Below are 25067 nucleotides of genomic sequence, written 5' to 3' on the forward strand. Positions count from 1 at the left end.
GCATGTCCACTGAGAAAGAGCTGGCCTCGCGCGAGCGGCTCAGCCACGAGATCGAAATCACGCCCGCGTTCTACGACATCGACGTGATGGAGATCGTCTACCACGGCCACTACGTGCGCTTTCTCGAACTGGCGCGCAGCGCGCTGCTCGCCAAATTCGACTACGACTATCCGCGCATGCGCGAGTCGGGCTATGGCTGGCCCGTGGTGGACATGCGCCTCAAATACGTGCGCCCGGCCACCTTCGGCCAGGTGCTCAAGGTGCGCGCCACCATCACCGAGTGGGAGAACCGCCTGCGCATCGACTACCTGATCAGCGACGCCGCCACGGGCCAGAAGGTCAACAGCGCCCACACCATCCAGGTGGCGGTGGACATGGGCACGCGCGCCATGTGCTTCGTCTGCCCGCCGGTGCTGTGGGAACGGCTGGGGGTGGCGCCATGAAGCCCGTTCTCTGGCTGCGGGCCGCCGCGCTGGCCCTGTGTGCGCTGGTGCTCGTGCCGGCGCATGCGGCGGAACCCGCGGCCCAGGAACTGCTCGCCCAGGTGCGCCAGCGCGTGCACGACGCACCGGTGGTGCGCGGCGAGTTCGAGCAGCTCAAAACTGTCAAGGGCTTCAAGCAGCCGCTGCGCTCGGGCGGCGACTTCGTCGTGGCGCGCGGCAAGGGCATCGTCTGGCATGTGCTCAAACCCTTCGAGTCCACGCTGGTGGTGCGGCCCGACAGCCTGCAGTCGCGCGGCAGCGACGGCAAGCTCACCACGCAGATGCGCGCGCAGGACGAGCCCGTGCTGCGCACCGTCAACGCCATGCTGTTCGCCGTGATGTCGGCCAACCTGACCGAGCTGGCCCAGCACTTCGAGGTGACCGGGCAGGTGGCCGCCAAGGGCTGGTCGCTGCGCCTGGTGCCGCGCGACCCCACGCTGGCCCAGTGGCTCACCGCCGTGGACCTGCAGGGCAACCAGTTCGTGCAGGAGGTGAAGCTGCAGGAGGCGCGCGGTGACAGCAGCCTGATCCGCATCCTTGCGCCCGTGGCCGAGAACGCCCTGCGCCCGCAGGACGCGGCGCAGTTCGAATGACGGGCAGCCCCCCCCTGCGGGATGCCGCCCCCGGCCGGCTGTGGCGCGCGGCCGCGCTCGCCTGGCTGCTGGTGGTGCTGGCCGTGGGCCTGCACCAGTGGCAGTTCTGGAAGCACGACGGCATCGACACCGACGTGATGGCCCTGCTGCCCGTGAACGAGCAGGCGCCCGACGTGGCCCTGGCCACCGAGCAGCTGGTGGGCCAGATGTCGCGCCAGGTGGTGGTGCTGCTCGGTGCGGGCGAATGGGCCGATGCGCGCGCTGCGGCGCAGGTGCTGCGCCAGTCGCTGGGCAGCGGGGCCGGCGCGCGCCTGCGCGAAGACCCCATCGCGCAAAAGACCTCCATCGACGCCGCGCTCGGCTTCTACCAGCCCTGGCGCGAGCGCCTGCTCACCCCGCAGCAGCGCGCCCTGCTGACCGGCACGCCCGATGCCGCGCTGGTGCAAAAGGCGCTGCAGGACCTGTACCAGCCCGCCGTGCAGGCCCGCCTGTCCGACTGGGTGAGCGACCCCCTGGGCCTGTGTACCCAGTGGTGGACCACGCGCGGCGCGCAAAGCCAGGCCCGCCCGCGCGACGGCCAGCTGTGGGTGGCGGCCGACGGCCTGCAGTGGGCCGTGCTGCAGTTCACGCTGGAGGGCTCGGCCTTTCGCCTGTCGGGCGAGCCGGTGCTGGGGCAGGCCCTGCAGGGCGCGCTGGCCCAGGTGCAGGCCCAGTGGCCCGGCGCCCGCATGGTGGTGGCCGGCGTGCCCCTGCATGCCGAGGCCGCGGCCGTGCAGGCCAACAGTGAGATCAACACCATCGGCTGGGGCTCGCTGGCCGGCGTGCTGCTGCTGGCCTGGCTGGCGTTCCGCTCGCTGCGGCCGGTGGCGCTGGTCGGTGTGTCGCTGCTGGTGGGCTGCGCGGTGGCGCTGTCGGTCACGGCGCTGCTCTTCGGGCAGGTGCACCTCTTGACCCTGGTGTTCGGCGCCAGCCTGGTGGGCGTGGCCGAAGACTATGGCATCCACTACTTCGCCAGCCGCCAGGGCGCGCCAGGGCGCAGCCCGCACGGGCTCATGCGCGGGCTGATGCCGGCGCTGTGGCTGGCCCTGGGCACCAGCGCCATCGCCTACCTGGCGCTGGGGGCCGCAGCCTTCCCGGGCCTGCGCCAGATGGCGGTGTTCTCGGTGGTGGGGCTCACGGCCGCCATGCTCACCGTGGTCTGCTGGTTCCCCTGGCTCGACCGCGGCCGCATGCCGCACAGCCGCGTGGCCGACCGCATCGGCCAGACGCTGATGGCCTGGCCGCGCTGGCGCCAGGCGCTGCCCGGCTCGGTGGCGGTCTGCGTGGCCATGGCGCTGCTGCTGTGGCTGCTGGGTGGCCTGCGCGCGCAGGACGACGTGCGCCAGCTGCAAAGCGGATCGGCGGCCCTGGTCGCGCAGCAGCGCCAGGTGGGCGAGATCCTGGGCCTGCCCAGCCCGGCGCAGTTCTACCTGGTGCAGGGCAACACGCCCGAGCAGGTGCTGCAGCGCGAAGAGGAACTCAAGGACCGGCTCGACGCGCTGGTCGCGCGCCAGCTGCTGGTGGGCTACAGCGCCGTGTCCGACTGGGTGCCCTCGGCCCGGCGCCAGGACAGCGATGGAGCGCTGGTGGCCCGTGCGCAGGAGGCCGTGTACAAGGGCGTGAACGCCGCGCTCGGCGAAAGCTTTGCCCGGGCCGCCACGCCAGCGCCGGCGCCGCTCACGGTGCAGGCCTGGCTGGCGCAGCCGATCTCGACCGCCGCGCGGCCGCTGTGGCTGGGCGAGCGCGAGGGCCGCTACCGCAGCCTGGTCATGCTGCGCGGTGTGACGAACCTCGATTCGCTGCCCGCGCTGGCCGGCGCGGCCCAGGGCCTCGAAGGCGTGGCCTGGGTCGACAAGCCGGCCGAGATATCGGGCCTGCTGCAGCGCTACCGCATCTCCATGACCGAGCTGCTGCTGCTGGGCCATGTGCTGGTGCTGGCCGCCCTGTGGCTGCGCTTTGGACGCAAGGCCTGGCGCGCCTGGATGCCCACGGTGCTGGCCAGCCTGGTGGTGGTGGGCGTGCTCACGGCCTTTGGCGCGCCCTGGCAGCTGTTCAACGTGCTGGCGCTGATGCTGCTGCTGGGCGTGGGCATCGACTATGGCATCTTCTTGCAGGAGCACGAGGACGACCCCCATGCCTGGCTGGCGGTGGTCATCGGCGCGGGCAGCACCTGGCTGTCATTCGGCCTGCTGGGCCTGTCGGCCACGCCGGCACTCAAGGCCTTCGGCCTGACCCTCATGCTGGGCCTGCCGCTGGTGCTGGTGCTGGCGCCGCTGTTTCGCAGCCCTACCGACCCCAAGGAACCCTGATGCCCCAACGCCGCATGGAACAGACCGAGGTGCTGATCGTGGGCGCGGGCCCCTCGGGCGCCGTGGCCGCCGGCCTGCTGCGCAAGCAGGGCCGCCAGGTGCTGGTGCTCGAAAAGGAAACGTTTCCGCGCTTTTCCATCGGCGAGAGCCTGCTGCCCCAGAGCATGGCCTACATCGAAGAGGCCGGCATGCTGCAGGACGTGGTGGAGGCAGGCTTCCAGTACAAGAACGGCGCGGCCTTCGCCAAGGGCGATCTGCGCACCGACTTCGACTTCCGCGACAAGTTCTCGCCCGGCTGGGGCACCACCTACCAGGTGCAGCGCGGCGACTTCGACAAGGTGCTGGCCGACGCTGCGGCCAAGGCCGGCGCCGAGGTGCGCTACCGCCACACCGTGACGGCGGTGGACGTATCGGGCGAGCGGCCCGAGGTATCGGTCACCTCGCCCGAGGGCGAGGAGTACACCGTGCAGGCGCGCTTCCTGCTCGACGCCAGCGGCTTCGCGCGCATCCTGCCGCGCCTGCTGCAGCTCGAACGGCCCTCGGATTTCCCGGTACGCGGTGCGCTGTTCACGCACATCCAGGATGGCATCGCCCATGGCGACATGGACCGCAGCAAGATCCTGATCTCCGTGCACCCGGTGCACCACGAGGTCTGGTTCTGGACCATCCCCTTTTCCGGCGGCCGCTGCTCGCAGGGCGTGGTGGCCACGCCCGAGTTCCTGGCGCGCTACCAGGGCAGCGAGGTCGAGCGCCTGCGCGCCATCATCGCCGAGACGCCGAGCCTGGCCCACGTGCTGCGCAACGCCGTGTGGGACACGCCGGGCCGCTCCATCACCGGCTATGCGGCCAACGTCACCGCGCTGTGGGGCAAGGGCTTTGCGCTCTTGGGCAATGCGGGCGAGTTCCTGGACCCGGTGTTCTCCAGCGGCGTGACCATCGCCGTCACCTCGGCCAGCCTGGCCGCGCGCTGCATTGACCGCGCCTGGCGCGGCGAGGCGGTGGACTGGCAGCAGGACTATGCCGTGCCGCTGCAGGCGGGGGTGAACACCTTCCGCGCCTTCGTGCAGGGCTGGTACGACGGGGGCTTTCAGGACGTGATCTTCCACGACCGGCACAGCCCCGAGATCCGCCGCATGATCGCCTCCATCCTGGCCGGCTACGCCTGGGACGCGAAGAACCCCTATGTGGCCGAGCCGCAGCGCCGCCTGCAGGTGCTGGGCGAGCTGTGCCGCATGCAAACACAGCAACCGCAGCAACCGGGGGCCGTGCCCGCATGAGCCTTGTTACTTCACTCGGCTGGTGCGCCGCCCTGTCGGTTCTGCTGCTTGCAGGCTGCGCATCGCCGGGCGCCCCCGATGCCACGCACAGCCCTCGGCTGGCGCTGGCGCCTGCGGCCCTGCGCTGCGAGGTCGCCGTGCAGCAGCGCTTGACGGTGGAGGTGCCCGGCCGGCCCGCGCAGCAGCTCGAATCCCTGCTCGAAGTGGATGCCGAGGCCGTGCGCCTGGCCTTCTTCGTGATGGGGCAGGGCATGGGCACCCTGGTGTGGGACGGCTGGCAGTGGGACAAGCAGCTCTCGCGCCACTGGCCTGCCCAGCTCGCGCCCGAGCAGGTGCTCAGCGACCTGCAGCTCGCCTTCTGGCCCGCCCGGGCCGTGCAGCGCGCCGTGCAGCCGCCCTGGAGCGTGGAGGTCGGCCCCACCGGGCGCCGCCTGCTGCGCGATGGCCGAGAGCAGGTGCGCGTGCAGTTCGTCGGCAACTCGGCCGTCGAGATCATCTACCCCGGTGGGCCCTTCACCCTGCGCGTCGAATCGCCCGGGGGCTCCCGTCTGTGCGCCCCGGCGCAGGAGTTGCCGTGATGGCCCGCCCGCATGTCTACCTGAACGCCGCATCGGCCCACAGCGCGCTGGGGCTCGATGCCGCATCCATGCGCGCGCACCTGTTCGCCGCCACCGACCCCGTCACCCTGCAGTGGACCGAGCGCTACTCCCCCGGCCGCAGCTTGCCCCTGGGCTGCCTGCCCGCGGGCGCGGTGCTGCCGGCGCTGGACTTTGCGCCGCGGCACCAGCAATCGCGCAACAACGCGCTGGCCTGGGGCGCCGTGCAGGCGCTGCAGGGCGCGGTGCAGCAGGCCATCGACCGCTTCGGCCCAACGCGCGTGGCGCTGGTGGTGGGCACCAGCACGGGCGGCATCGAAGAGGGCGAGGTGGCCGCGCGCCACCTGCTGCACGAGCAGCGCTTTCCGGCCGACTTCGCCTATGCCGTGCAGGAGATGGGCAATGTGGCCCAGTTCCTGGCGCAGCACCTGGGGATCCGTGGGCCGGCGCACACCGTCTCCACCGCCTGCTCCTCGGGTGCCAAGGCCCTGGCCTCGGCCGCGCGGCTGCTGCAGTCCGGCATGGCCGATGCGGTGCTGGCCGGCGGCGTGGATGCGCTGGCGCGCTTCACCGTGGGCGGCTTCAGCGCGCTGGAGGCCGTGTCCCCCGAGCGCTGCAACCCCTTGTCGGCCCACCGCCGGGGCATCAACTTGGGCGAGGCCGCGGCCTTCTTCGTGCTCAGCCGCGAGGCCGGCCCGGTGCGCCTGGCGGGCTGGGGCGAATCGCAGGACGCGCACCACATGTCCGCCCCCGACCCCACGGGCCAGGGCGCCGCGGCGGCCATGCAGCAGGCGCTGGCGCGCGCCGGCATGCAGCCCGCCGCAGTGGACTACGTCAACCTGCACGGCACGGCCACGCCGCACAACGACGCCATGGAAAGCCGCGCGGTGCAGGCCGTGTTCGGTGGCGTGCAGGGCAGCGATGTCGCGGTAAGCTCCACCAAGCCGCTCACCGGCCATGCCCTGGCCGCTGCCGGTGCGCTGGAGGCCGTGGTGGCCTGGCATGTGCTGCAGGACAATCCGCAGGGCGTGCTGCCCGTGCACTGGTGGGATGGCGTGGCCGACCCCGCCATGCCGGCCCTGGCCGCCGTGGCGCCGGGCCTGCAGCTCGGGCGCGCGGCGCGTGCCGTGATGAGCAACTCCTTTGCCTTTGGCGGCAGCAACAGCAGCCTGCTGTTCGAAGCCGCCTGACGAATGACGACTAGCCGACTGATGAGCACCGAACTTTTACCCGTCGAGAACTACGTGCCCCACCGGGGCGCCATGCTGCTGCTGGACCGCCTGATCGCCGCCGACGTGGACAGCGCCGTGGCCGAGGTCACCGTGCCGCGCGGCGGCCTGTTCCTGCACGATGCAGGCATGCCCTCGTGGGTGGGCATGGAGTACATGGCGCAGACGGTGGCCGCCTGGGCCGGCTGGAACGCGCTGCGCAAGGGCCAGGCGGTGAAGATCGGCTTCCTGCTCGGTTCGCGCAGGTACGAGACGGCCCAGGCCTTCTTCGCGCCGGGCGCGCTGCTCAGGGTCAGCGTGCACTGCGACCTGATGGGCGACAACGGCCTGGGCATGTTCGACTGCCGCATCCATGGCCAGGATGAGACGGAATTGGCAAGTGCGCGCATTTCCGTCTTTGAGCCCGAGGACGGTAGCGCCTATATTTCCCCATCCCCCGCCGCGGGCTAGGGCCGGGGCAGGCAGACAGGCCACCACAGACAACAGACACAACAGGCAATCGATACCGAGAATGAATGAGCTGACGACGAAGACGACGACGACACCAGCGCCCGCTGCAGCCACCACCGTGCTGGTGACCGGCTCCAGCCGGGGCATCGGCCGCGCCATCGCACTGCGCCTGGCCCGGGACGGCCACGACATCGTGGTGCACTGCCGAAGTGGCATTGAGCAGGCGCACAGCGCCGCGGCCGAGATAGAGGCCCTGGGCCGCAGCGCGCGCGTGCTGCAGTTCGACGTGGCCGACCGCGCCGCCTGCGCCGCCGCGCTCGAGGCCGACATGGAGGCCCATGGCGCCTACTACGGCGTGGTCTGCAACGCCGGCATCGCCATGGACAACGCCTTCCCCGCCATGACCGGCGAGGAGTGGGACCGCGTGGTGCACACCAACCTCGACGCCTTCTACAACGTGCTGCACCCGGTGGTCATGCCCATGGTGCGCCGGCGCAAGCCCGGGCGCATCGTCACGCTGGCATCGGTCTCTGCCCTCATGGGCAACCGCGGCCAGGCCAACTACAGCGCGGCCAAGGCCGGCGTGATCGCCGCGACCAAGTCGCTGGCCATCGAGCTGGCCAAGCGCAACATCACGGTCAACTGCGTGGCCCCGGGCCTGATCGACACCGAGATGGTCAGCCAAGAGGTACTGGAACACGCCCTGGAGATGATTCCCATGCGCCGCATGGGCACGGTGGACGAGGTGGCCGGCGCGGTCGCCTTCCTGCTGGGGGCCGAGGCCTCGTACATCACGCGCCAGGTGATCTCGGTCAACGGGGGGATGGTCGGATGAACGCTTCCAGCACCACCCCCAACAATAGCGGCAGGCGCCGCGTGGTCGTCACCGGCGTCGGCGCCTTCAGCCCCCTGGGCAACGACTGGGCCACGGTGCGCAGCCAGCTGCAAAGCGGGCGCAACGTGATCCGCCGCATGCCCGACTGGGCCGTCTACGAGGGCCTGAACACCCAGCTGGCCTGCAGCGTGGCACCCTTCGAGCTGCCCGCGCACTACAACCGCAAGACCATGCGCAGCATGGGCCGCGTGGCCGTGATGGCCACGCGCGCCACCGAGATCGCACTGGAGAGCGCCGGCCTGCTGGGTGACCCCTTCGTCAAGAGCGGGCAGATGGGGATCTCGTACGGCTCGTCGGCCGGCACGCCGGCCGCCATCGGCGACTTCGGCCGCATGATCGCCGGCAAGAGCACCGAAGGCATCAACGCCAACACCTACATCAAGATGATGTCGCACACCGCCGCGGTGAACATCGGCGTGTTCTTCGGCGCCACGGGGCGCATCATCACCACGTCGAGCGCCTGCACCTCGGGCAGCCAGGGCCTGGGCTACGCCTACGAGACCATCCAGAGCGGCAAGCAGCTGGCCATGCTGGCCGGCGGCGCCGAAGAGCTCGACGCCATCCAGGCGGCAGTGTTCGACACCCTGTTCGCCACCAGCACCAGGAACGACACGCCCGAGCTCACGCCCCGGCCCTTCGATGCGAACCGCGACGGCCTAGTGCTGGGCGAGGGCGCCTGCACCTTCGTGCTCGAAGAGCTCGAGCATGCCCGGGCCCGGGGCGCGCAGATCTTGGGCGAGATCATCGGCTTTGCCACCAACTCGGATGGCACCCACGTCACCCACCCCAACTCCGCCACCATGGCCCAGGCCATGCGCATGGCGCTCGACGATGCCGGCCTGGCCCCGGGGGCCATTGGCTACGTCAACGCCCACGGCACGGCCACCGACCAGGGCGACATCGCCGAGAGCCACGCCACCTGCGAGGTCTTCGGCAGCGCGGTGCCGGTGAGCACGCTCAAGGGCTACATGGGCCACACCCTGGGCGCCTGCGGTGCGCTGGAGGCCTGGATGACCCTGGAGATGATGCGCGAGGGCTGGTTCGCCCAGAACGCCAACCTCACCGAACCCGACCCGCGCTGCGGCGCGCTCGACTACATCATGGGCCAGGCGCGCGCGCTCGACACCGACGTGGTGATGAGCAACAACTTCGCCTTCGGCGGCATCAACACATCCTTGATTTTCAAACGTTGGAGGGAGTAGTCAAAATGGGAATTCAGACATCCATCATCGGCCGCAGCAGTGCCCTGGCCATCGGCGCCGTGCTGGCACTGGCCTTGCACAGCGGTGCAGTCCACGCGCGCGCTGAGGCGCTCTACGACGCACCGCAGGTCGTCTTCTCGGGGGCCTACGTGCCCACCGCGCCGCAGGTGCGTGACCGCATCATCCAGGCCGGCCAGTCGCTGGGCTGGGCCGTGACCCGCGAAGGCCCGGGCGTGGTGGAGCTGCAGTACGACAAGCAGCAGGGCAAGCACATGGCAGCCATCGTCGTGCGCTACGACCATGCCGGTTACAAGATCGACTACGTCAACAGCTACAACCTCAACTATGCTGACGCGGGCGCGGGCCCCCGCATCCACCCCAACTACAACCGCTGGATCCGCAACCTCATGCAGCGCATCAGTGGCGGCTGAAACCCGGCGCGCAGGCCATTCGAAACCGCCCCCCCCGCGTGGAGAGGCAACGACCCAACAGGAGATCCGCATGAAGCAATGGATACTGGCACTGGCCGCGCTGTCGGCCGTGACCGCGGCGCAAGCCCGCAATACCGTTCTGACACTGCCCCTGGACGAGGTGGTGCGCATGGGCGTGGAGCAGGGCAAGCTCGACGGCAGCGTCAAGTTCTACCTCTCTGGCGCCAAGACGCCCAAGGTCGTCGCCCGCCTGGGCGAGGACATCGCCAACAAGAAGACCAACGGCGTCGGCAAGGACGACGCCTACGGCTGCAAGTGGGCCGCGCTGTCGGCGCTGATCGCCTTCCAGGAATCGGCCAAGCAAAAGGGCGCCAACGCCGTGGTCGACCTGCACAGCTACTACAAGCGTGCCACCTACAAGAACCCGGCCAACTACGAGTGCCATGCTGGCGCCGTGGTGATCGGGGTGACGCTCAAGGGGACTTTCGCAAAAATTTGAGAGACGCTCCCGGTGCACGGAGTGCAGGCGACATTTGCATGCCGTGGCGGCCCTTGCACTGCGGCGATGGCTTTGGGCCGCGCCAGTTTTGCAGGCTACCAAGCCATCGTTACCTTCAGAAGGCACCTGCGCACGCGCCGCGCCTTGAGCCGGGCATGCGAGCACCGTCCATTCAGTCATCGAATACCGCGGCTCCGACGACCGCACAAGACCAAGAGGGAATCCCGATATGCACATGAAGAAGACCACAACCATCCTGGCCCTGGCCGTTCTGGCCGCCGCCAGCACCACCGCAGCCCATGCCGAAAAAGTGCTGATGCTGCCCCTGGAAGAGGCCGTGCAGCTGGGCCTGGCGCAAAAGAAGCTCGACGGCAGCGTCAAGTTCTACCTGTCGGGCGCGCCCACGCCTGAAGGCGGCACCGCCATCGGCGAAGAAACCGCCAACCGCCGGACGGCATCCGGCGGCAAGAGCAAGGAAGAGGCCTGCCACTGGGTGGCCCTGTCCACGCTGATCGCGCTCGAAGAATTCGCCAAGAAGCGCGGCGCCAACGCCGTGGTCGACCTGCACAGCAGCTTCAAGGGCAAGGTCTACAAGGACCCGGTCAACTACGAATGCCACGCGGGCAACATGCTCACCGGCGTGACCTTCAAGGGCACCTACGTCCGCTTCGGGCAGTGACACCCTCCACCCCGGCGGCGCACTTGCAGCTGCTGCTCGCCGCCCAGGCCCCCCTGGCGGCCGGCGCCCGGCAGCTGGCGCCGGGATGGCTGACTGGGAGTGAACAGGCCCGGCTGGCGGGCATGCAGAACCCGGCCCGGCGCGAGGAGTTCATCGCCTGCCGCCATGCGCTGCGCCACCTGCTGGCCAGGGGCAGCAACGCGGCCGCCAGCGACTGGCGGCTGGACGCCCCCGAGGGCCGGGCACCGCACCTCAACGCCCAGCACCATGGCGCGCAGGCAGCGGCTGCCACCCACCTTTCCCTGTCCCACAGCGGCGTCTACCTGGCCTGTGCCACAGGCCATGGCCAACCCGTGGGTATCGACCTGGAGGTGAAAGACCTGCACGCTGGCCGGCGCGATGTGCTCGCCCTGGCCGCCATGGTCTGCACGCCAGGGGAGCTGGAGCAGCTGCGGGTCCTGGACGACGGCCCCGCGCGCCAGCGCCATTTCCTGCAGATCTGGAGCCTCAAGGAGGCCTACTTCAAATGCACGGGGACGGGGGTGGATTTTGCGGCGATCCGGCGCATCGAGTGCCAGCCTGCGGGCCTGCCAAGCGAGGGCCAAGTTCTGGCGCATGCCAGGGCATGGCACGGAGCCACGGCGGGCGGCCATGCGGTGCTGTTGTCGGTGTGCGTGCTGGGGGCCGGGGGCTTGCCGCCGTGTTCCCTGCAGGTCGATGCGGACGTCGCATGGCAGGGCGACGGCGACTGGCGTCTGGTGGCGTTGCCGGGCTGAGCCGGTGGCCGGCGTCAAGCTGTAGGCGGTTACTTCCCTGGAGTTTCCCCAGGAATTGCCGACGAGCGATTTTTCATAGGGGGAATGTGGCCTGCCCGGAGGGACTCGAACCCCCGACCTATAGCTTAGAAGGCTATTGCTCTATCCAGTTGAGCTACGGGCAGACAGCGCCAACCTTGCGTTTGGCGCTATTATTTTGATGGTGTTCGTGGAGTGATCCGCGAATCCAAGCTGTGCAGGTACTCCATGATACCTGCTCGGGCCCGCTGGTCAGCCAAACGACCGGCCTTCGGGGCAGGATGCCTGGAACAATGGAACGGAAAGACGGATGAGGTTGAAGTACACCGCCGCGTTGGCAGGCCTTCTGTGGGCGGGGGCTGCACACGCCCAGACTTCGGTCGTGCTGATTGAGGCATGCAACGCCGTCCAGGCCGCCGACAAGCGCCTGGAATGCCTGTAGGCCGCCATGGGCGCAACTGCAGCAGCCCCCAAGGATGCGGCCATCGACACGCTGGAGCAGGCCTTCGGTTCCATGCAGGCAGGCCTGGGCGTAGGGATGTCCTACCGTGATTACCAGGCCGCCGTGCTCGACCTGGCACGTGCGCTGGCGGTGTACAAGCTAAAAGCGGGTGGCTTGCCCAGCAACCTGCTGGAGCAGTCCCTTGCCGCCTACAGCGATGCGGGTACGCTGTGGATCAAATCCATCGAGTTCTATGCCAACCGCGACAACGCGCTGACCTACGCGCGCGCATTGCCCATCGACGGCAACGACCTGCTGTGGTTGGTGCATAAATACACCCTCGCGGTCTCGGACGCCGGTTTTCCGGGGCGTGGGTTGGGTTTGCAGGTGGATGCCACCCGGTCCCAGATATGGGCCATGGCCCGGCACATGGCAGAGCGGGGCATCCAGGAGATCCGCAACCCGGCATCCATGCTGCCTGTCGTTCCCGCCGTGTCGCTGCAGGATGCCGATATCGCCGCCGCACAGGCCCTGGCCAAAGACAAGCAGTGCCAGGAAGCCCCCCAGGTGGAGAGAACAGGCCTGGCAGGCGTGGATACGCTCTTTGCGGCAGCCTGCACCGACGGCAAGCAGTTGCAGATCGCGTGTGCATCGGGAATCTGCCGCGTGCTGGCGCAGCCGGCCCGGTAGTCCGCGCAACTTCGTGGCCGCGAATCCCTGAATGCAGCGATGGCGCGCGTCGTGGCCGGCGCTTGCGAGAAGATGGCCTTGCTGCCTGGCGGAATGCTGCGACGCACAAGTGCATCACGAGAGAACGGCTGGATGAATGAGGCAGCGTTGGGCCGGAACCGGGCCCCGGTGCTCGATAGACGTGGATGCTTTTCAACAAAGGAGAGAGAGATGAAACTGTGGTTTTGTGCCGCGCTGCTGGCGGTAACCGGTGCTGTGGGTGCGCAGCCATCACCCGTTGCGCCGGTTCCTTCCACACCGGTTGCCAAGGGACCCTGGGAAGGGCCGCTTGGTTTGAAGATGGGCCTCTCGGTGGAAGAGTTGGGCCGGGCCATCCCGCTGAAAGAACCCGTTCAGGCCGGCCTGTTCCGGTCCGATACCGCACCCAACCCCCACGAGGCATTCGAGTCCTATGTCTATACGGTGGCAACTGGCACGGGCCTGTGCCGGATCACTGGGGTTGGAAAAACCATCGCCACCAGCGTGTTCGGCGGCGAACTGCGCAGCGAGTACGCGTCACTGAAGGAGGCCTTGGCTGCGAAGTACGGCAAGCCCACGAACGATTTCGATTTCCTGCGCCATGGAAGCATATGGGGCGAGTCCAACGACTGGATGATGGCCCTGCTGAAAAAGGAACGCTCGCTTTCGGTGTACTGGAATTCCGGGCCCGACAAGCAGGGAGTCCGGCAGATCAGCCTTCCCAATGACCTGGGGGTGATCGGCCTTACAGCGGCAGCCAGGGGTCCGAATTCGGGCTTCCTCACAGTCACCTACACCTTCACCAATGAGGCTGCGTGCCTTGGCGAACTCAAGAAGGTCGTGAACAAGTCGCTTTGATTCTCGGTAGGGACTGCCCGCCGTCCTGTGGCCCTGAGCGGACTGTGCCGTCCCCCGCGCCTAACAGCCGGGGAGCGTGCGTCCCGGCCTACGGCTTGGGGCGTTGCACGGACGCTGGTGCCTATCCGCCCCACGCCCCGCGCACACTCAGGCAGCTCACCTCGTTCTTGGTGTGCAGCAGCTTGCTCGGCGGTATCACGACCACTGCCTGGGCGTTCTTGCGCAGGGGCTTTTTCAGCCGCACATGTACGATGTTGGGCGGCTGCTTCTTCTCTTTGCAGCTGTCGATCCAGAAGGCCAGCACCACGCCCGCGATGGTCTGGCCGGTGCTGTTCTCCATGTGGATGAAGGTGGTGTCGTCCTCGTACTGCCACCAGGTCTGGTCGTCATTGAGCTTTTCCACCTCGAAGGTCTTGCGCTCGGTGGTGGGCACGATAGTGCCGCCAACCTCGGCGAGCTTGCCCTCGTTCACCCGGTCCTGCAACTCGTCCACCCGTTCGAAGTAGCTCTTGCTGAGCTTGGGGGCGGCCTTGGAGGCCGGTGCGGCTGCAGCTGCCTGCTGGGCCCACGACGTCGCGGGGGACGCCAGCGCCAGCGCCAGGGCCAGCACTAGGCCGGACAGTGCGAAGAACCCGCGCGGACCGGCGGTGGGCGCGGTGGTTTGGCGGGGGAGGGCGGCGTGCGTTGGCGTTACAGGCGGGGGGGATGGAGGCAGGTGGGTCATGGGGTGCAAAGGCCAGGTATTGCCCTTGATTTTTGCGTGCTGGCCGCTTCCGGTTATAAGATATTCGACAGCTTCCGTGAACAAACACACGCAATCCGCCTGCGTGTTTTCTGAGCGGTTTCCTCGCGCGCCCTTCCTGCCCCTTTTTCGCTTTTTTCGCTTTTTTTGCCACCATGCCCCACAGCGTCAACCTCATCAACACCATCGCCGCCGCCCTGGGCCTGGCGCTGGCGCTGGGGTTCGTCGCCACGCGGCTGCGCCTGCCGGCGCTGGTGGGCTACCTGCTGGCGGGGGTGGTGATCGGGCCGTTCACGCCGGGCTTCGTGGCCGATGCCGCCATGGCCAGCCAGTTGGCCGAGATCGGGGTCATGCTCTTGATGTTCGGCGTGGGCCTGCACTTCTCGCTCGGTGACCTGCTGGCGGTGCGCAAGATCGCCGTACCCGGGGCCATCGTGCAGATCATGGTGGCCACGCTCATGGGCATGGGCCTGGCGTACTGGTGGGGCTGGGGCCTGGGCGGGGCACTGGTGTTCGGCCTGGCGCTGTCGGTGGCCAGCACCGTGGTGCTGTTGCGTGCGCTCGAAACCCTGGGCATTCTGGAGACGTATACCGGCCGCATCGCGGTCGGCTGGCTGGTGGTCGAGGACCTGGTCATGGTGCTGGTGCTCGTGCTGCTGCCGCCGCTGGCCGGTGTGCTGGGTGGCGCCGGTGCCGATGCCAACGCCGATGCCTCTGGCCTGCTCAAGACCCTGGGGCTCACGCTCCTGCAGGTGGGCGGCTTCGTGGTGCTGATGCTGGTGGTGGGGCGCCGCGTGTTCCCCTGGGTGCTGTGGCAGGTGGCGCGCACCGGCTCGCGCGAGCTGTTCACGCTGTGCGTGGTGGCCGCGGCCGTGGGCATCGCCTTCGGCTCGGCCGCGTTGTTCGGCGTGTCGTTCGCGCTCGGGGCCTTCTTTGCCGGCATGGTGATGCGCGAGTCCGAGTTCAGCCACCGCGCCGCGCAGGAGTCGCTGCCCCTGCGCGATGCCTTTGCCGTGCTGTTCTTCGTCTCGGTGGGCATGCTGTTCAACCCCGCCGTGCTGTGGGACCGGCCGCTGCAGGTGCTGGCCGTGGTGGCCATCATCATGGTCGGCAAGACGCTGGCCGCCGCCGCCCTGGTGTTGTCGTTCCGCTACCCGCTCAACACCGCGCTCACCGTCTCGGCCAGCCTGGCGCAGATAGGAGAGTTCTCCTTCATCCTGGTGGGCCTGGGCGCCTCGCTGGGCCTGCTGCCGGCCGAGGGCACGAGCCTGGTGCTGGCCGGCGCGCTGATCTCCATGGCGCTCAACCCCATGCTGTTCCACGCCATCGCCCCGCTGCAGGGCTGGCTGCGCACGCGCTCGGCCCTGGCGCGCCGGCTGGAAGAGCGCGACGACCCCCTGGCCGAGCTGCCCATGACCACGCACGCCAAGTTCCTCGCCCACCAGGTGGTGCTGGTGGGCTACGGCAAGGTGGGCCGCCGCCTGGCCGCTGCACTGGCCGCCAACGACGTTCCCTTCGTGGTGGCCGAGCAGAACCGCGAGCTGGTCGAGGCCCTGCGCGCCAAGGGCACCGCCGCCGTGTTCGGCGATGCGGTGGAGCCCGCCGTGCTGATCCAGGCCCACATCGCCCGCGCCGCCATGCTGGTCATCGCCACGCCCGACACCCTCAAGGTGCGCCAGATGATCGCCACGGCCCGGCTGCTCAACCCCGCCATCGAAACCGTGATCCGCAGCCACAACGAGCAGGAGGCGCGCCTGCTGGAGGAAGAGAACGGCAGCACCGTCTTTTTGGCCGAAGAGGCCCTGGCCCAGGCCATGGTGCGGCATGTGCTGGACCGGGCGAACGACATGGCGCGGCACGGGACGGCGACAACGCCCGCGCGCCTGCACGAGAGCGGCTGAGCGGGCGCCGTCTTCCAATCGCCCGACTTAGTGCCGTGCATGCTGCGGCGTCACAGCCCATCGAAGTGGTCGCCATGCACAGCCATGGTCGCGCAAGCTTCGCAGCGCGTGTGCAGTTATCCGCACTGCCGCTCACCTCGCAAGACCCGCAAGGTTGCCGAACCCGAGCAGGAGTGCTGTCGCTACCGCCACTGGGACGAGGCTGCTCAGTGCCAGCAGGCACAAAGCCTTGAGGTTTCTGAAGCGACCACTGCACATCGACGGGATCGCCATGGCGATCAGCGGGCATGTTGCAAGATAGGCGAGCACATTCGCCACGACAACGAGCGTGCCCGCATCGCCGCCATTCCAGTCCCCAAAAACGGGGTCCCGGACAACGGAAAAAATCCCGAACACACCGATCAGCCAGACAACCCCCAGGCAACCGCCCAGCAGCACGCAATATCGGTTCTTCACGGTCCTGGCAGCTTGCGGCATCGGGTCTGAGGGTGCATTGCACTGTGTCAATTCAAAAGGGCGGGGCCGAGATGAATGCTTCGGAGCTTGTGGGTCACGCTTGCGTTGTGTGCCGGCTACCACCGGGTCAATGGTAAAGCAGCTCCCAGTGGCCAAGAGTGGCCGACAGAACTCAAAAGCCACGCGCCAGCCTGGCCACGCAGGCGGTCAGCCTTGGGTCTTCTTCCGCAAGGTGAACGCCCAGATCACCCAACCGATGCCTGCAGTTGCGGCAAGGCCGCCACCCCGATAGTGGTGCGTTGCGCAACTGCAGGGAGTGCGTTGACCATGCTGGCGCCCAGCTCGCAAGCCAGCTTGCGAGGCTGTAGTGGACACTGGATCCTTGCGGGACCCGGTTCCAGGATCAGCGGCACCGACCCGTAAACCAGCATTCCCGCCATCGCCAGCAGCAACAGCGCCGCCAGCCCTCTGAAGAAAGGTCGAACCTGGGTTTGGTCGGGATCAAGTTCGCGCGGAATCATGGGTTGCGATGGAGGCGGGTTGTGGGTGTGCCGGCGCGGCTGGTGTATCCGAGTGCAATGCAGCGCACCACGCTCAATTTGCGGTGCAACCCATCCATGCATCGGTGGTTTGCTTGCATCGACGATAAGCGAAAAATGCCCAACCCATACGGATGTACCCCACACCCGTTTGGTGCATTGACGGAAGGAATGCCGCACGCAGAGTGCAACTGCAAAAAGCTGCTGAATTTGCCCAGGGAGATGCCGGATGCGAACCCAACACGGAATGATGGAGGGCCCCGTCCCCACGCGCTCGCCAGCTCCTCCTTCACGCAGGCCTCGCACACTTCATCCGCGCCTCACCGGCGGCCCGGACACTTTTTCTTTTCGCGGGCACTGCCGCCGTACGGTGGCAACCGCCTTGGATCGGCCACCTGGAAGAACGAGACCCTGTGAACCTTGCACATGCACATGGACATGGACAGGCACCTTCGGCGCCCGGCTTCGGACCCGCCCGGTGGCTTTACTGAACCCACAGCACCTCAAACTGCTGTCGGATGGGGGCGCCCTGTATCGACACCTCATCACCCTCGCATTTGCCCAGCATGGCCCTGCCCAAAGGGGCTTCGGTGCTGATTACCTGAACGGCCTGGACACCGCTGACCAACTGCATGCTGCCCCCATCCGGGCCGAGAAAGAGCAGTTGCTGCCTGTCGCCTGCATCTACCAGGCAGACCAGCGCGCCGAGCTGTATGCCTTGGCTGGCCTCGTAGGGGCGCGGGCGGAATTGGCGCCAATGGGCCATCGCCTGGCGGATGGCTTGCGCGCGCCGGGCCTGGCCGGTGGCCAGGTAGGCGGCTTCGAGTCCCAAGGTGTCGTATTTGTTTTCGGCGATGTTTTCTTCGTGGGTCGCCGTCTCATGGGCCGCCTGCACGGCCTGTTCGGCTTGCAGCAGGTCTTCGGCGAGCCGTTGCAGCACCTGCTGTTGCAGCAAGAATTTATCCATGGTGAAAAAGGTCGGTGTCTCGAACAGGCGGGGGCGGGCCTTGATTGTGAGGGGCTCCACCAGCCTTCGACGCGAAGGGGCTGCTCAGCAGCGACAGAACTGCGCGGGCGGGCAGGGCTTGTCGGCGCAGACATCCCGGCCTTTGTTGTGCCGCAAGCCCGACGCTCAGATCACCTAGAGTTTGGCGTGCAAGAAAACCGCAATCGCCAAAAAAATCCCGCCTGGCAGTGTATTCCCAAGCCAGATGTAGACACGTGAGGTGGAGCGCCCTGAGAAGCGAGACTCTGCAAGCAGATAGGCGCTTCCCTCCGCCGTCAGCAGCCACCATATCATCACGGCACCACCGGCAAGTGACCCTGTGCCGAGAGCCGCGAGAATCGCCACAAAAATGTTTCCAGACACACTGGCGGCAGGCACAAGCCCAATCAAGGCCCCAAGGGCTGTAGCCGCTGCTTGTCTTCTTTCTGCATGGTCAAAAGCATCCATGAAAATCCTTTCGATAACATGCGCGCCCGTGAACAATGAGACAGCAGGAATATACCGAACCCCTCACCTGGTCACCAGAGAGCATCGCGCGGACCCTATCGAGTTGTCGCAGTAGGCCATCCCGGTGTGGATTTCAAATCTCATCACGCCGTCTGCCAACTGTTGTTTGGTCAGCTCGCCGTTGAGTACGCGAAATGCCGTCCAGCCAGGTCTCGGTTCCACCGATCACGTGGGCCGGAACGTGGCCTCCATCATCTGGTAGATGACCTGCCCGAAGAGAAGGGCATCGGCGCGTTTTAGTCCACTGAAACCGAGAAATCGGCTGTGCGTGAGGGCCTGGCAGGGCCGCAATTTAGGCGGCGGGCGCAGCCGGGTTGGACACCCGGCGAGCACGGCAACGACGAGTGCGGCCCTGTCAGGCCCTCACCCTTCGGGCCGGCGTGGCAGCGGGCGCATCGCCGCGTTGCGGGCTTTGCCAAGGCGGCCAGCCTTGGCCGCAGCCCGCGCCTTGCGCTGCATCCCGCTGCCACCCCGGCGCACAGCCGATTTCTCGGTTTCAGTGGACTAGGTTCGCCACCGCGTGGCGGTGCAGCTCCTCGTCCGCAGGCATGGCGCGTGGTCGCAACACCCGTCCAAGGTGACGTTGATGGAGTACCGGAGAGGGCGCATCGCAGGGGAAGGGGTATGAATGGGATCCATTCGCAGTGCATTGCGCCATTCCAGAAATGGGTTTGCCATTTTTGAAGTCACGGCAGGGCCAAACCACGATGATCGGGTGTAAAGCCTGCCACTGTTACCTCTTCTGGGGGCATCCAGGGGGCATGGCGCCACTATGATCAGAGCACTGTTCCGCATCTCCGCGGCCCATACAAAACCATAAGCCTGCAGGAGAAGCCCCATGGCGGTCAGTACGCAAGAGCAGAAGCTGCTCATCAAACTCGTCATCAGCATGCTGGGTATTTCGCCCGGCCATGCCTACATGCCGCTGGTCGAAAAAGTCTACGAAGACCTGGGCCGCAGCCTGCCCGATCTGGCCTCGGCGTTGGCGGGGCTGCCGCAGTTCCAGGCGCGCTACCCCGCCGGCATGGCGGGCGACGCCTTTGCCACCCAGTTCCTGGCCGGCATGGGCCTGGCGGCCGATACAGGGCTGCACCGCCTGGCGGCGGACCTCTTCAACACGGGTACGCCGCCGCAGCAGATCATGCTCGCCGCCGTGCAGGCCCTCGCATCGCCCACCGTTCCGGCGCAGTACTCCGCAGCGCGCGCGCTGCTCGAAAACAAGGCCGAGGTGGCCTACTACCACACCCAGATCGCGGGCCGCACGGAAACCGACTTCGCGGCCCTGGCCAAGGTGCTGGAAAACGTGACACAGGACCCGGCCTCGGTGGCCGCGGCCAAGCTGGTGCTCGATCAGCCGTCGGTGCCGGCTGCAGGCGGTGGTGGCGGGCCGCCACCGGTGTTCGCGGTGACCAAGAGCGCGGGCAACATTGCCTCCTTCACCAGCGCGGGCACGCAGATCGACGTGACCGAGGCGGCTGGCACCTTCACCTTCACCAGCAGCGGTGGCAACGCAGGCACCGCGACGGTGGCAGGCCCGCTGGCCGGCATCACCGTGCCCGGGGGCACGACCGTGGCCCTCAGCAGTGCGCTGGCCAATGGCAAGGCGTTCTCCGGCACGGGCACCGCCCTGGTGGTGGCCAATGCGGCCGGGGAAGACCTCACCGCCTTCACCGGCACCGGGGTCGGCGGCTTTGCGCTCACCAGCGGGCAGAACTACACCCTCACGGCCGCGCAGGCCGCCATCGGGCGCATCGGCACCGGCGGGGCGGTGGGCACGCTGACCGATGGCGGCACTACCAGCGTGCGCGACGCGCTGGCCGCCCTGGGCGGGGGCATCGCCGCCACCTTGAAGGCCCATGGCGCGGACAGCGTGATCGCCACCGCAGCGCCCGCCGACATTTCAGCCATCTCGGTGGCCGGCATCGACAGCATCGTTCTGGCCGCCGGCAACTACACCATGACGGCGGTGCAGGCCGCGCTGGCCAACGGCACCACGGGCACGCAGGTCGTGACCCTGACCACCCAGGCCAGCGGTACTCTGGCCGCCAGCGTCGAATCGTTCGTGCTGGGCGATTTTGCCAACAACGTGGTGCTGGGCGCCGCAGGGCAGGGCGTGAGCAGCCCGTCCAGTGCCGGGACCACGCTGGACATTGCCGGCGCCACGCCCACCGGCACCTGGGCACTGGGCCACACCAGTGACGACACGCTGGTCGCCACTGACGGCGCCAACATCACCGGCGTCAACGGCGGTGCCGCCACCACGGCGGACAAGCTTGCGCTGACCGGCAACATCTTCATGACGCAGGCGCAGCACGAGGCGCTGGCCAGCATCGCAGCGCCTGGTTCTTCGGACAGCGTGACCATCAGCGGCACCGGCACCGTCACCGCCCGCGCCGATGTGGAAACCTACGGAGTGGCAAACTCCAGCGCCCCGAACACCATCCTCATCACGCTTGGGACCACCAACGTGACTGGCGGTTCGGGTGATGCGACACTGGTCATCGCCCCCGGCCTAGCGGTCACTGGCAACTACGTCCTCAACGGCTTCTCCGGCGCGATCAGCGCGGGCAACGGCGTGAACCTTTCGGGCGTGAACAGCGGCGGCGCCACCACGGCCCAGAACCTCACCATCAACGGTGCGATCAGCATGTCGCAGGCGCAGCACCAGGCGTTTGCCACCGTCAGTGCCGCCGGCGGTTCGGACGAGGCAACCATCACCACGGGCGGCGCGGTCACCGCAAAGGCCGGCATCGAAACCTACAAGCTTTCCGGGGGCGGCTCCAACACGCTGACGTTGCCTGGGGGGGCACCCAATATCATCGGTGCAGCGGGCAACGCCACCACCGTTGACGTCGGCGGCAACACCGTCACCGGCACCTGGGCGCTGGGGGCCAGCGCTGACGTGATCGTCGCCACAACGAACGCAAACATCTCCGGCGTCAACGGCGGCGCTGCCACCACGGCGGAAAACCTCACGCTGACCGGCGGCATCATCATGACGCAAGCCCAGAGCTTGGGGCTGACCAACATTTCGGCGACTGGAGGCGCGGACTTCATCTCCATCACGACGGGCGGCATAGTCACGGCGCGCGCAGGGGTGGAAACCTACACCGTGTCGGGGGGCGCCTCGAACAATGTCTTCGTACTGGCGTCCACCAGCGTCAACGGAGTGGCGGGCAACGCTACGACGGTGAGCGTGGGTGGCACCACGGTCACCGGCAACTACCAGTTGGGCCACGGTGCAGACGTGCTGGAGGCGACCAATGGCGCCAACATCGCGGGCGCTACGACCAGCTCGGTCGAGAACCTGGCGGTCAGCGGCGACGTCTCCATGCGTGCAGACCAGTACACTGCCTTCGGCACTATCACCGCCACGGGCAACAACGACAGGATCATCCTCACCTCGGCGCTCAACGGTGGCCAGGTTCTGAACGCAGCAGTAGAGAACTTCACCCTGGCCGCAGGGAACAATTCGGTCACACTGGGTGCTGCGCAGTCGATCAATGCACAGGCCCTCACCGCCGGGCAGTCGCTGACGCTGGGCGGCGGCTTCGCGGCAACTATCACGCTGGCGGACGGCAGTCTCTCGGCCAGCAGCGCCACGGACAGCCTCACGGTGACGGGCGGTGCGGGGGCCAACACCATCACCCTGGGCAGCGGCAGTGACACCGTCAACGCCGGTGCCGGCGCGGACTTCATCACCGGCGGCGGCGGGGCCGACACCCTCAACGGCGATGCCGGCAACGACACCTTCGTGTACGGTTCGATGGCGCAGTTTCTGTCGGCAAACGCACTGCTCGACCTGGTCAATGGCGGCAACGACATCGACACCGCCGAGATCGACGGCGGCATCACACTGACAACCTCGTCTGACCTGACGCGCATGACCAGCGTGGAGCAGCTCACGGCGCGAAGCCAGTCCTCGACAGGCTATGCGCACAGCATCGTTGTCAACAGCAACTTCAACCTGGGCGGCGTGACCACCATTGATCTGTCGGGCGACGCGAAGAACACCTCGTCTGGCAGCTTCGACCTGAGGGGCGTGACCCAGGGCATGACGCTCAAGGGCGTGGGCGCGGGCACGAACAGCTTTCACGGCGGCTCAGGCGCAGACACCCTGGTGGGCGGCAGCGGCAACGACAGCTTCTTCTTCGGCACCGCGGCGGATGCCGCCAATGACTTGCTGGTCAGCGGCGGCGGCAGCGACAGTGTGGTGTTTGCATCCTCCACGGCCGAGACCCTGGTGGTCGGCAATAATTTCAGCGGCATCAACTCGTTCTGGATCTCCACCGGCGCTGCGGGGACCAGCACCGGCTCGACCAGCGAAAACATCAACGCCAGCACCCGCACGCAGGGCCCAGTTACGCTGAGTGGCAACACCGGCGCCAACACGCTCACGGGCACATCAGACGCCGATACCCTGGTGGGCAATGGCGGTGCCGACGTATTGCGTGGCGGCAGCGGCAACGACACCATCACCACCGCTGGCAGCGCCGCCACCTATGTCTTCGAGGCAACGGCTTCCGCAAATGGCGCCGACACCCTGAACGGCGTGCTCAGCACCGGCAAGTTCGATTTCTCGGCGTTTCTCGGCACAAGCCTTATCAAGCGCGCGGCGGTTGACGCCACCAACGACCCGGTCGTGGGACTGGACCTGACCACCGGGGAGAACATCGGCATTCGCTACGGGACTACAAGCCTGAGCACAAACAACATCCTTCTCGCGACCGACAACAACGTGGTCGGCGAGGTGGCCGTGGCCAACGACGGCAAGGTCGTCGTTTTCTCCTTCTCGCCGTCCAGTGCCGGCAGTAACGCCAACGGGGACATCTACTTCGTGCAAGACGTACTACCGGGTGTCGGGCAGATCTGGACCGTGACCCTGGTCGGCACGATGAGCGGCAGCTTGGTCAATATTTCGCAGTTCGCCGGTTCTAGCGTGTTCTTGTGAAGTTGGCCACGCTGCTGCATGCTTGCCACTTGCTCTGATCGCGTCGTTGGCGCAGGCCTCTCGTGGCGGGCTGGTGTGCTGGGTTGAAGGTTCGCCAGGGCGTGTGGTTCGCCGGCGGGTCCGAGCACCCGCCCATGGCGGCCAGCCTGCTCGCGTTGGAGCTTGGTGTGCCGTCGTTGCGGGTGCAGGCGCAGCGCCACTATGGCAATGCGGCGCCATGGCATGTGGGGGACTCCATGAGGTGGGCGGATCGGTCTGGTCCTGGCATACCGACCAGAAGCCTCCCTATGCGCGCTTTCGTAACCTGGACAAGGACAGCGTGCCCATCGTGCTGCAACCCCCCTCAGACGACCCACAGCAGCAACAGCTTTGCGGGCGAGGGACAGAACACCAAGAACAGCATCAGGCCGGAAAAAACGGCTTCCGCGAAGGAGGATGTTGCTGTTTGCATGGTGGTTGACTTTAAGCGATCCAGAAGCTTCTTGCGAAGCCCCCAATCCACGTCACAAGGCGCTCCTACGCGAGTGCACTACCGACCTGCCAACGGGTCGAATTACTGCACCGCCTGCTTGGCACTGTCGCGAATGCTCTCGGCGGTCTGGTTGAACAGCACCTTCTTCTGCTCGTCCGTCATGGGCTTGCGCAGGTCCTTGAGCAGGTCCAGGCCGCGCTGCACGGCAGGGCGCTCCATGAGGGTGTCGTGCCAGCGCTTGAGGTGCGGAAAGTTGTTCTCCAGCGGGATCTCGTAGGCCACGTGCGAGCGGATCCAGGGCAGGCTGGCCATGTCGGCGATCGAGTAGTCGTCGCCTGCCACGTACGCGCCCGTGCGCGCGAGCTGGCCGTCGAGCACGCCGTACAGGCGATTCACTTCCTTGCCATAGCGGTCGATGGCATAGGGCACCTTCTCGGGCGCGTAGTTCTTGAAGTGCCCGTTCTGGCCCGACATGGGCCCCAGGCCCCCCATCTGCCACATCAGCCACTGCATCTGCGCATAGCGCTGGCGCAGGCCGGTGGACCAGAATTTTCCGGTCTTCTCGGCCAGGTACATCAGGATGGCGCCGCTCTCGAACACCGACACCGGCGCCCCGCCGCCCGGGGGCTCGTGGTCCACGATGGCCGGCATGCGGTTGTTGGGGCTGATGGCCAGGAAGTCGGGCTTGAACTGCTCGCCCTTGCCGATGTTCACCGGCAGGGTGCGGTAGGGCAGGCCGCATTCCTCGAGCATGATGGAGATTTTCCAGCCGTTGGGCGTGGGCCAGTAGTGCAGGTCGATCATGGAGAGCGCTTCATCGGAAATGGATGGAAGCGGCAGCGTAGCAGCCTTGTGCGTTGGCTGCAGGGCAGGGTCGCAAGACCTTGCGGTAGGTTCCCTGGGCAGGCGCTGTGCAGTTTATGCGTTGACAAGCTAGTGTGCTGTCCCGCAGATAACTGGCATTAGTCGTGCATGCCTTTTGGGTATCCTTGCAACGGAGATACCGCAAT

Annotated in this window: 23 protein-coding genes and 1 tRNA gene; 17 read left to right on the plus strand and 7 right to left on the minus strand. The window is 67.3% G+C overall.

Annotated features, from left to right (window positions below; genetic code table 11):
* Positions 1 to 2: 2 nt before the first annotated feature.
* From AC07PA_RS27305 to AC07PA_RS27365, 13 genes are all read left to right on the plus strand, one after another.
* Positions 3 to 443: an acyl-CoA thioesterase gene (locus tag AC07PA_RS27305; RefSeq protein WP_007855399.1), complete on the plus strand. Its 441-nt coding sequence runs from the start codon at positions 3 to 5 to the stop codon at positions 441 to 443.
* Positions 440 to 1075, plus strand: coding sequence for an outer membrane lipoprotein carrier protein LolA (locus AC07PA_RS27310; protein WP_494609361.1), 636 nt, complete (start codon positions 440 to 442; stop codon positions 1073 to 1075). The genes AC07PA_RS27305 and AC07PA_RS27310 overlap by 4 nt, the downstream gene beginning before the upstream one ends.
* Entirely contained in the window at positions 1072 to 3423 is a 2352-nt protein-coding gene (locus tag AC07PA_RS27315; RefSeq protein ID WP_494609360.1) for an MMPL family transporter, read from the plus strand. The genes AC07PA_RS27310 and AC07PA_RS27315 overlap by 4 nt, the downstream gene beginning before the upstream one ends.
* The gene (locus AC07PA_RS27320; RefSeq protein ID WP_494609359.1) at positions 3423 to 4700 is read left to right on the plus strand and encodes an NAD(P)/FAD-dependent oxidoreductase; all 1278 of its coding nucleotides are present in this window, start codon (positions 3423 to 3425) and stop codon (positions 4698 to 4700) included. The genes AC07PA_RS27315 and AC07PA_RS27320 overlap by 1 nt, the downstream gene beginning before the upstream one ends.
* Positions 4697 to 5278 (plus strand): DUF3261 domain-containing protein, encoded by a 582-nt coding sequence (locus AC07PA_RS27325; protein WP_494609358.1) that lies wholly within the window; start codon positions 4697 to 4699, stop codon positions 5276 to 5278. Before AC07PA_RS27320 ends, AC07PA_RS27325 begins: the two co-directional genes overlap by 4 nt.
* Positions 5278 to 6486: a beta-ketoacyl-ACP synthase gene (locus tag AC07PA_RS27330; RefSeq protein ID WP_494609357.1), complete on the plus strand. Its 1209-nt coding sequence runs from the start codon at positions 5278 to 5280 to the stop codon at positions 6484 to 6486. The genes AC07PA_RS27325 and AC07PA_RS27330 overlap by 1 nt, the downstream gene beginning before the upstream one ends.
* 3 nt (positions 6487 to 6489) lie before the next feature.
* Entirely contained in the window at positions 6490 to 6975 is a 486-nt protein-coding gene (locus AC07PA_RS27335) for a hotdog family protein (protein ID WP_494609356.1), read from the plus strand.
* 61 nt (positions 6976 to 7036) lie between these two features.
* Positions 7037 to 7810 (plus strand): 3-oxoacyl-ACP reductase FabG, encoded by a 774-nt coding sequence (gene fabG / locus AC07PA_RS27340; RefSeq protein ID WP_494609355.1) that lies wholly within the window; start codon positions 7037 to 7039, stop codon positions 7808 to 7810.
* Complete coding sequence (locus AC07PA_RS27345) at positions 7807 to 9072, plus strand: beta-ketoacyl-ACP synthase (protein WP_494609354.1); 1266 nt, start codon at positions 7807 to 7809, stop codon at positions 9070 to 9072. The genes fabG and AC07PA_RS27345 overlap by 4 nt, the downstream gene beginning before the upstream one ends.
* A 5-nt stretch (positions 9073 to 9077) precedes the next feature.
* Positions 9078 to 9503, plus strand: coding sequence for a hypothetical protein (locus AC07PA_RS27350; protein ID WP_494609353.1), 426 nt, complete (start codon positions 9078 to 9080; stop codon positions 9501 to 9503).
* Positions 9504 to 9573: 70 nt separating this feature from the next.
* Positions 9574 to 10002, plus strand: coding sequence for an excinuclease ATPase subunit (locus tag AC07PA_RS27355; RefSeq protein ID WP_494609352.1), 429 nt, complete (start codon positions 9574 to 9576; stop codon positions 10000 to 10002).
* A gap of 235 nt (positions 10003 to 10237) precedes the next feature.
* Positions 10238 to 10681 carry an excinuclease ATPase subunit gene (locus AC07PA_RS27360; RefSeq protein WP_108016704.1) on the plus strand — a complete coding sequence of 148 codons (444 nt, stop codon included), beginning with the start codon at positions 10238 to 10240 and terminating at the stop codon, positions 10679 to 10681.
* Positions 10678 to 11457, plus strand: a complete 780-nt coding sequence (locus AC07PA_RS27365) for a 4'-phosphopantetheinyl transferase family protein (protein WP_494609351.1) — start codon at positions 10678 to 10680, stop codon at positions 11455 to 11457. Before AC07PA_RS27360 ends, AC07PA_RS27365 begins: the two co-directional genes overlap by 4 nt.
* Before the next feature lie 87 nt (positions 11458 to 11544).
* Here the strand turns inward: AC07PA_RS27365 and AC07PA_RS27370 are convergent.
* Positions 11545 to 11621 (minus strand) — tRNA-Arg (locus AC07PA_RS27370).
* Between the two features lie 302 nt (positions 11622 to 11923).
* On the opposite strand from AC07PA_RS27370, the gene AC07PA_RS27375 reads away from it, so the two are divergent.
* Complete coding sequence (locus AC07PA_RS27375; protein ID WP_494609350.1) at positions 11924 to 12607, plus strand: hypothetical protein; 684 nt, start codon at positions 11924 to 11926, stop codon at positions 12605 to 12607.
* 210 nt (positions 12608 to 12817) lie between these two features.
* Positions 12818 to 13483, plus strand: a complete 666-nt coding sequence (locus tag AC07PA_RS27380) for a hypothetical protein (RefSeq protein WP_471637787.1) — start codon at positions 12818 to 12820, stop codon at positions 13481 to 13483.
* 121 nt (positions 13484 to 13604) lie between these two features.
* Here AC07PA_RS27380 and AC07PA_RS27385 read toward each other — a convergent pair whose 3' ends face one another.
* Complete coding sequence (locus tag AC07PA_RS27385) at positions 13605 to 14207, minus strand: hypothetical protein (RefSeq protein WP_494609349.1); 603 nt, start codon at positions 14205 to 14207, stop codon at positions 13605 to 13607.
* A 173-nt stretch (positions 14208 to 14380) separates the two neighbouring features.
* Between AC07PA_RS27385 and AC07PA_RS27390 the strand changes: the two genes are divergently transcribed.
* Entirely contained in the window at positions 14381 to 16126 is a 1746-nt protein-coding gene (locus AC07PA_RS27390) for a cation:proton antiporter domain-containing protein (RefSeq protein WP_494609348.1), read from the plus strand.
* A gap of 132 nt (positions 16127 to 16258) precedes the next feature.
* On the opposite strand, the gene AC07PA_RS27395 is transcribed toward AC07PA_RS27390, so the two are convergent.
* From AC07PA_RS27395 to AC07PA_RS27410, 4 genes are all read right to left on the minus strand, one after another.
* Entirely contained in the window at positions 16259 to 16603 is a 345-nt protein-coding gene (locus tag AC07PA_RS27395; protein WP_494609347.1) for a hypothetical protein, read from the minus strand.
* Positions 16604 to 16827: 224 nt separating this feature from the next.
* Complete coding sequence (locus tag AC07PA_RS27400; protein ID WP_494609346.1) at positions 16828 to 17103, minus strand: hypothetical protein; 276 nt, start codon at positions 17101 to 17103, stop codon at positions 16828 to 16830.
* A 502-nt stretch (positions 17104 to 17605) separates the two neighbouring features.
* Positions 17606 to 18088, minus strand: coding sequence for a GreA/GreB family elongation factor (locus AC07PA_RS27405; protein ID WP_494609345.1), 483 nt, complete (start codon positions 18086 to 18088; stop codon positions 17606 to 17608).
* 174 nt (positions 18089 to 18262) lie between these two features.
* On the minus strand, positions 18263 to 18574 hold the full coding sequence (locus tag AC07PA_RS27410; RefSeq protein WP_494609344.1) for a hypothetical protein: 312 nt from the start codon (positions 18572 to 18574) through the stop codon (positions 18263 to 18265).
* 898 nt (positions 18575 to 19472) lie between these two features.
* Here AC07PA_RS27410 and AC07PA_RS27415 point away from each other — a divergent pair.
* Positions 19473 to 23585: a beta strand repeat-containing protein gene (locus tag AC07PA_RS27415; RefSeq protein ID WP_494609343.1), complete on the plus strand. Its 4113-nt coding sequence runs from the start codon at positions 19473 to 19475 to the stop codon at positions 23583 to 23585.
* A gap of 553 nt (positions 23586 to 24138) precedes the next feature.
* Here the strand turns inward: AC07PA_RS27415 and AC07PA_RS27420 are convergent.
* Entirely contained in the window at positions 24139 to 24861 is a 723-nt protein-coding gene (locus AC07PA_RS27420; RefSeq protein WP_494609342.1) for a glutathione binding-like protein, read from the minus strand.
* Between the last annotated feature and the right edge of the window lie 206 nt (positions 24862 to 25067).

It is taken from the genome of Acidovorax sp. GW821-FHT09B03 (assembly GCF_059418305.1).

Coding starts and splice junctions, on each gene's coding strand:
- AC07PA_RS27305 (WP_007855399.1), top strand. CDS start 3: ATGTCCACTGAGAAAGAGCTGGCCTCGCGCGAGCGGCTCAGCCACGAG.
- AC07PA_RS27310 (WP_494609361.1), top strand. CDS start 440: ATGAAGCCCGTTCTCTGGCTGCGGGCCGCCGCGCTGGCCCTGTGTGCG.
- AC07PA_RS27315 (WP_494609360.1), top strand. CDS start 1,072: ATGACGGGCAGCCCCCCCCTGCGGGATGCCGCCCCCGGCCGGCTGTGG.
- AC07PA_RS27320 (WP_494609359.1), top strand. CDS start 3,423: ATGCCCCAACGCCGCATGGAACAGACCGAGGTGCTGATCGTGGGCGCG.
- AC07PA_RS27325 (WP_494609358.1), top strand. CDS start 4,697: ATGAGCCTTGTTACTTCACTCGGCTGGTGCGCCGCCCTGTCGGTTCTG.
- AC07PA_RS27330 (WP_494609357.1), top strand. CDS start 5,278: ATGGCCCGCCCGCATGTCTACCTGAACGCCGCATCGGCCCACAGCGCG.
- AC07PA_RS27335 (WP_494609356.1), top strand. CDS start 6,490: ATGACGACTAGCCGACTGATGAGCACCGAACTTTTACCCGTCGAGAAC.
- fabG (WP_494609355.1), top strand. CDS start 7,037: ATGAATGAGCTGACGACGAAGACGACGACGACACCAGCGCCCGCTGCA.
- AC07PA_RS27345 (WP_494609354.1), top strand. CDS start 7,807: ATGAACGCTTCCAGCACCACCCCCAACAATAGCGGCAGGCGCCGCGTG.
- AC07PA_RS27350 (WP_494609353.1), top strand. CDS start 9,078: ATGGGAATTCAGACATCCATCATCGGCCGCAGCAGTGCCCTGGCCATC.
- AC07PA_RS27355 (WP_494609352.1), top strand. CDS start 9,574: ATGAAGCAATGGATACTGGCACTGGCCGCGCTGTCGGCCGTGACCGCG.
- AC07PA_RS27360 (WP_108016704.1), top strand. CDS start 10,238: ATGAAGAAGACCACAACCATCCTGGCCCTGGCCGTTCTGGCCGCCGCC.
- AC07PA_RS27375 (WP_494609350.1), top strand. CDS start 11,924: ATGGGCGCAACTGCAGCAGCCCCCAAGGATGCGGCCATCGACACGCTG.
- AC07PA_RS27380 (WP_471637787.1), top strand. CDS start 12,818: ATGAAACTGTGGTTTTGTGCCGCGCTGCTGGCGGTAACCGGTGCTGTG.
- AC07PA_RS27385 (WP_494609349.1), bottom strand. CDS start 14,207: ATGACCCACCTGCCTCCATCCCCCCCGCCTGTAACGCCAACGCACGCC.
- AC07PA_RS27390 (WP_494609348.1), top strand. CDS start 14,381: ATGCCCCACAGCGTCAACCTCATCAACACCATCGCCGCCGCCCTGGGC.
- AC07PA_RS27395 (WP_494609347.1), bottom strand. CDS start 16,603: ATGCCGCAAGCTGCCAGGACCGTGAAGAACCGATATTGCGTGCTGCTG.
- AC07PA_RS27400 (WP_494609346.1), bottom strand. CDS start 17,103: ATGATTCCGCGCGAACTTGATCCCGACCAAACCCAGGTTCGACCTTTC.
- AC07PA_RS27405 (WP_494609345.1), bottom strand. CDS start 18,088: ATGGATAAATTCTTGCTGCAACAGCAGGTGCTGCAACGGCTCGCCGAA.
- AC07PA_RS27410 (WP_494609344.1), bottom strand. CDS start 18,574: ATGGATGCTTTTGACCATGCAGAAAGAAGACAAGCAGCGGCTACAGCC.
- AC07PA_RS27415 (WP_494609343.1), top strand. CDS start 19,473: ATGGCGGTCAGTACGCAAGAGCAGAAGCTGCTCATCAAACTCGTCATC.
- AC07PA_RS27420 (WP_494609342.1), bottom strand. CDS start 24,861: ATGATCGACCTGCACTACTGGCCCACGCCCAACGGCTGGAAAATCTCC.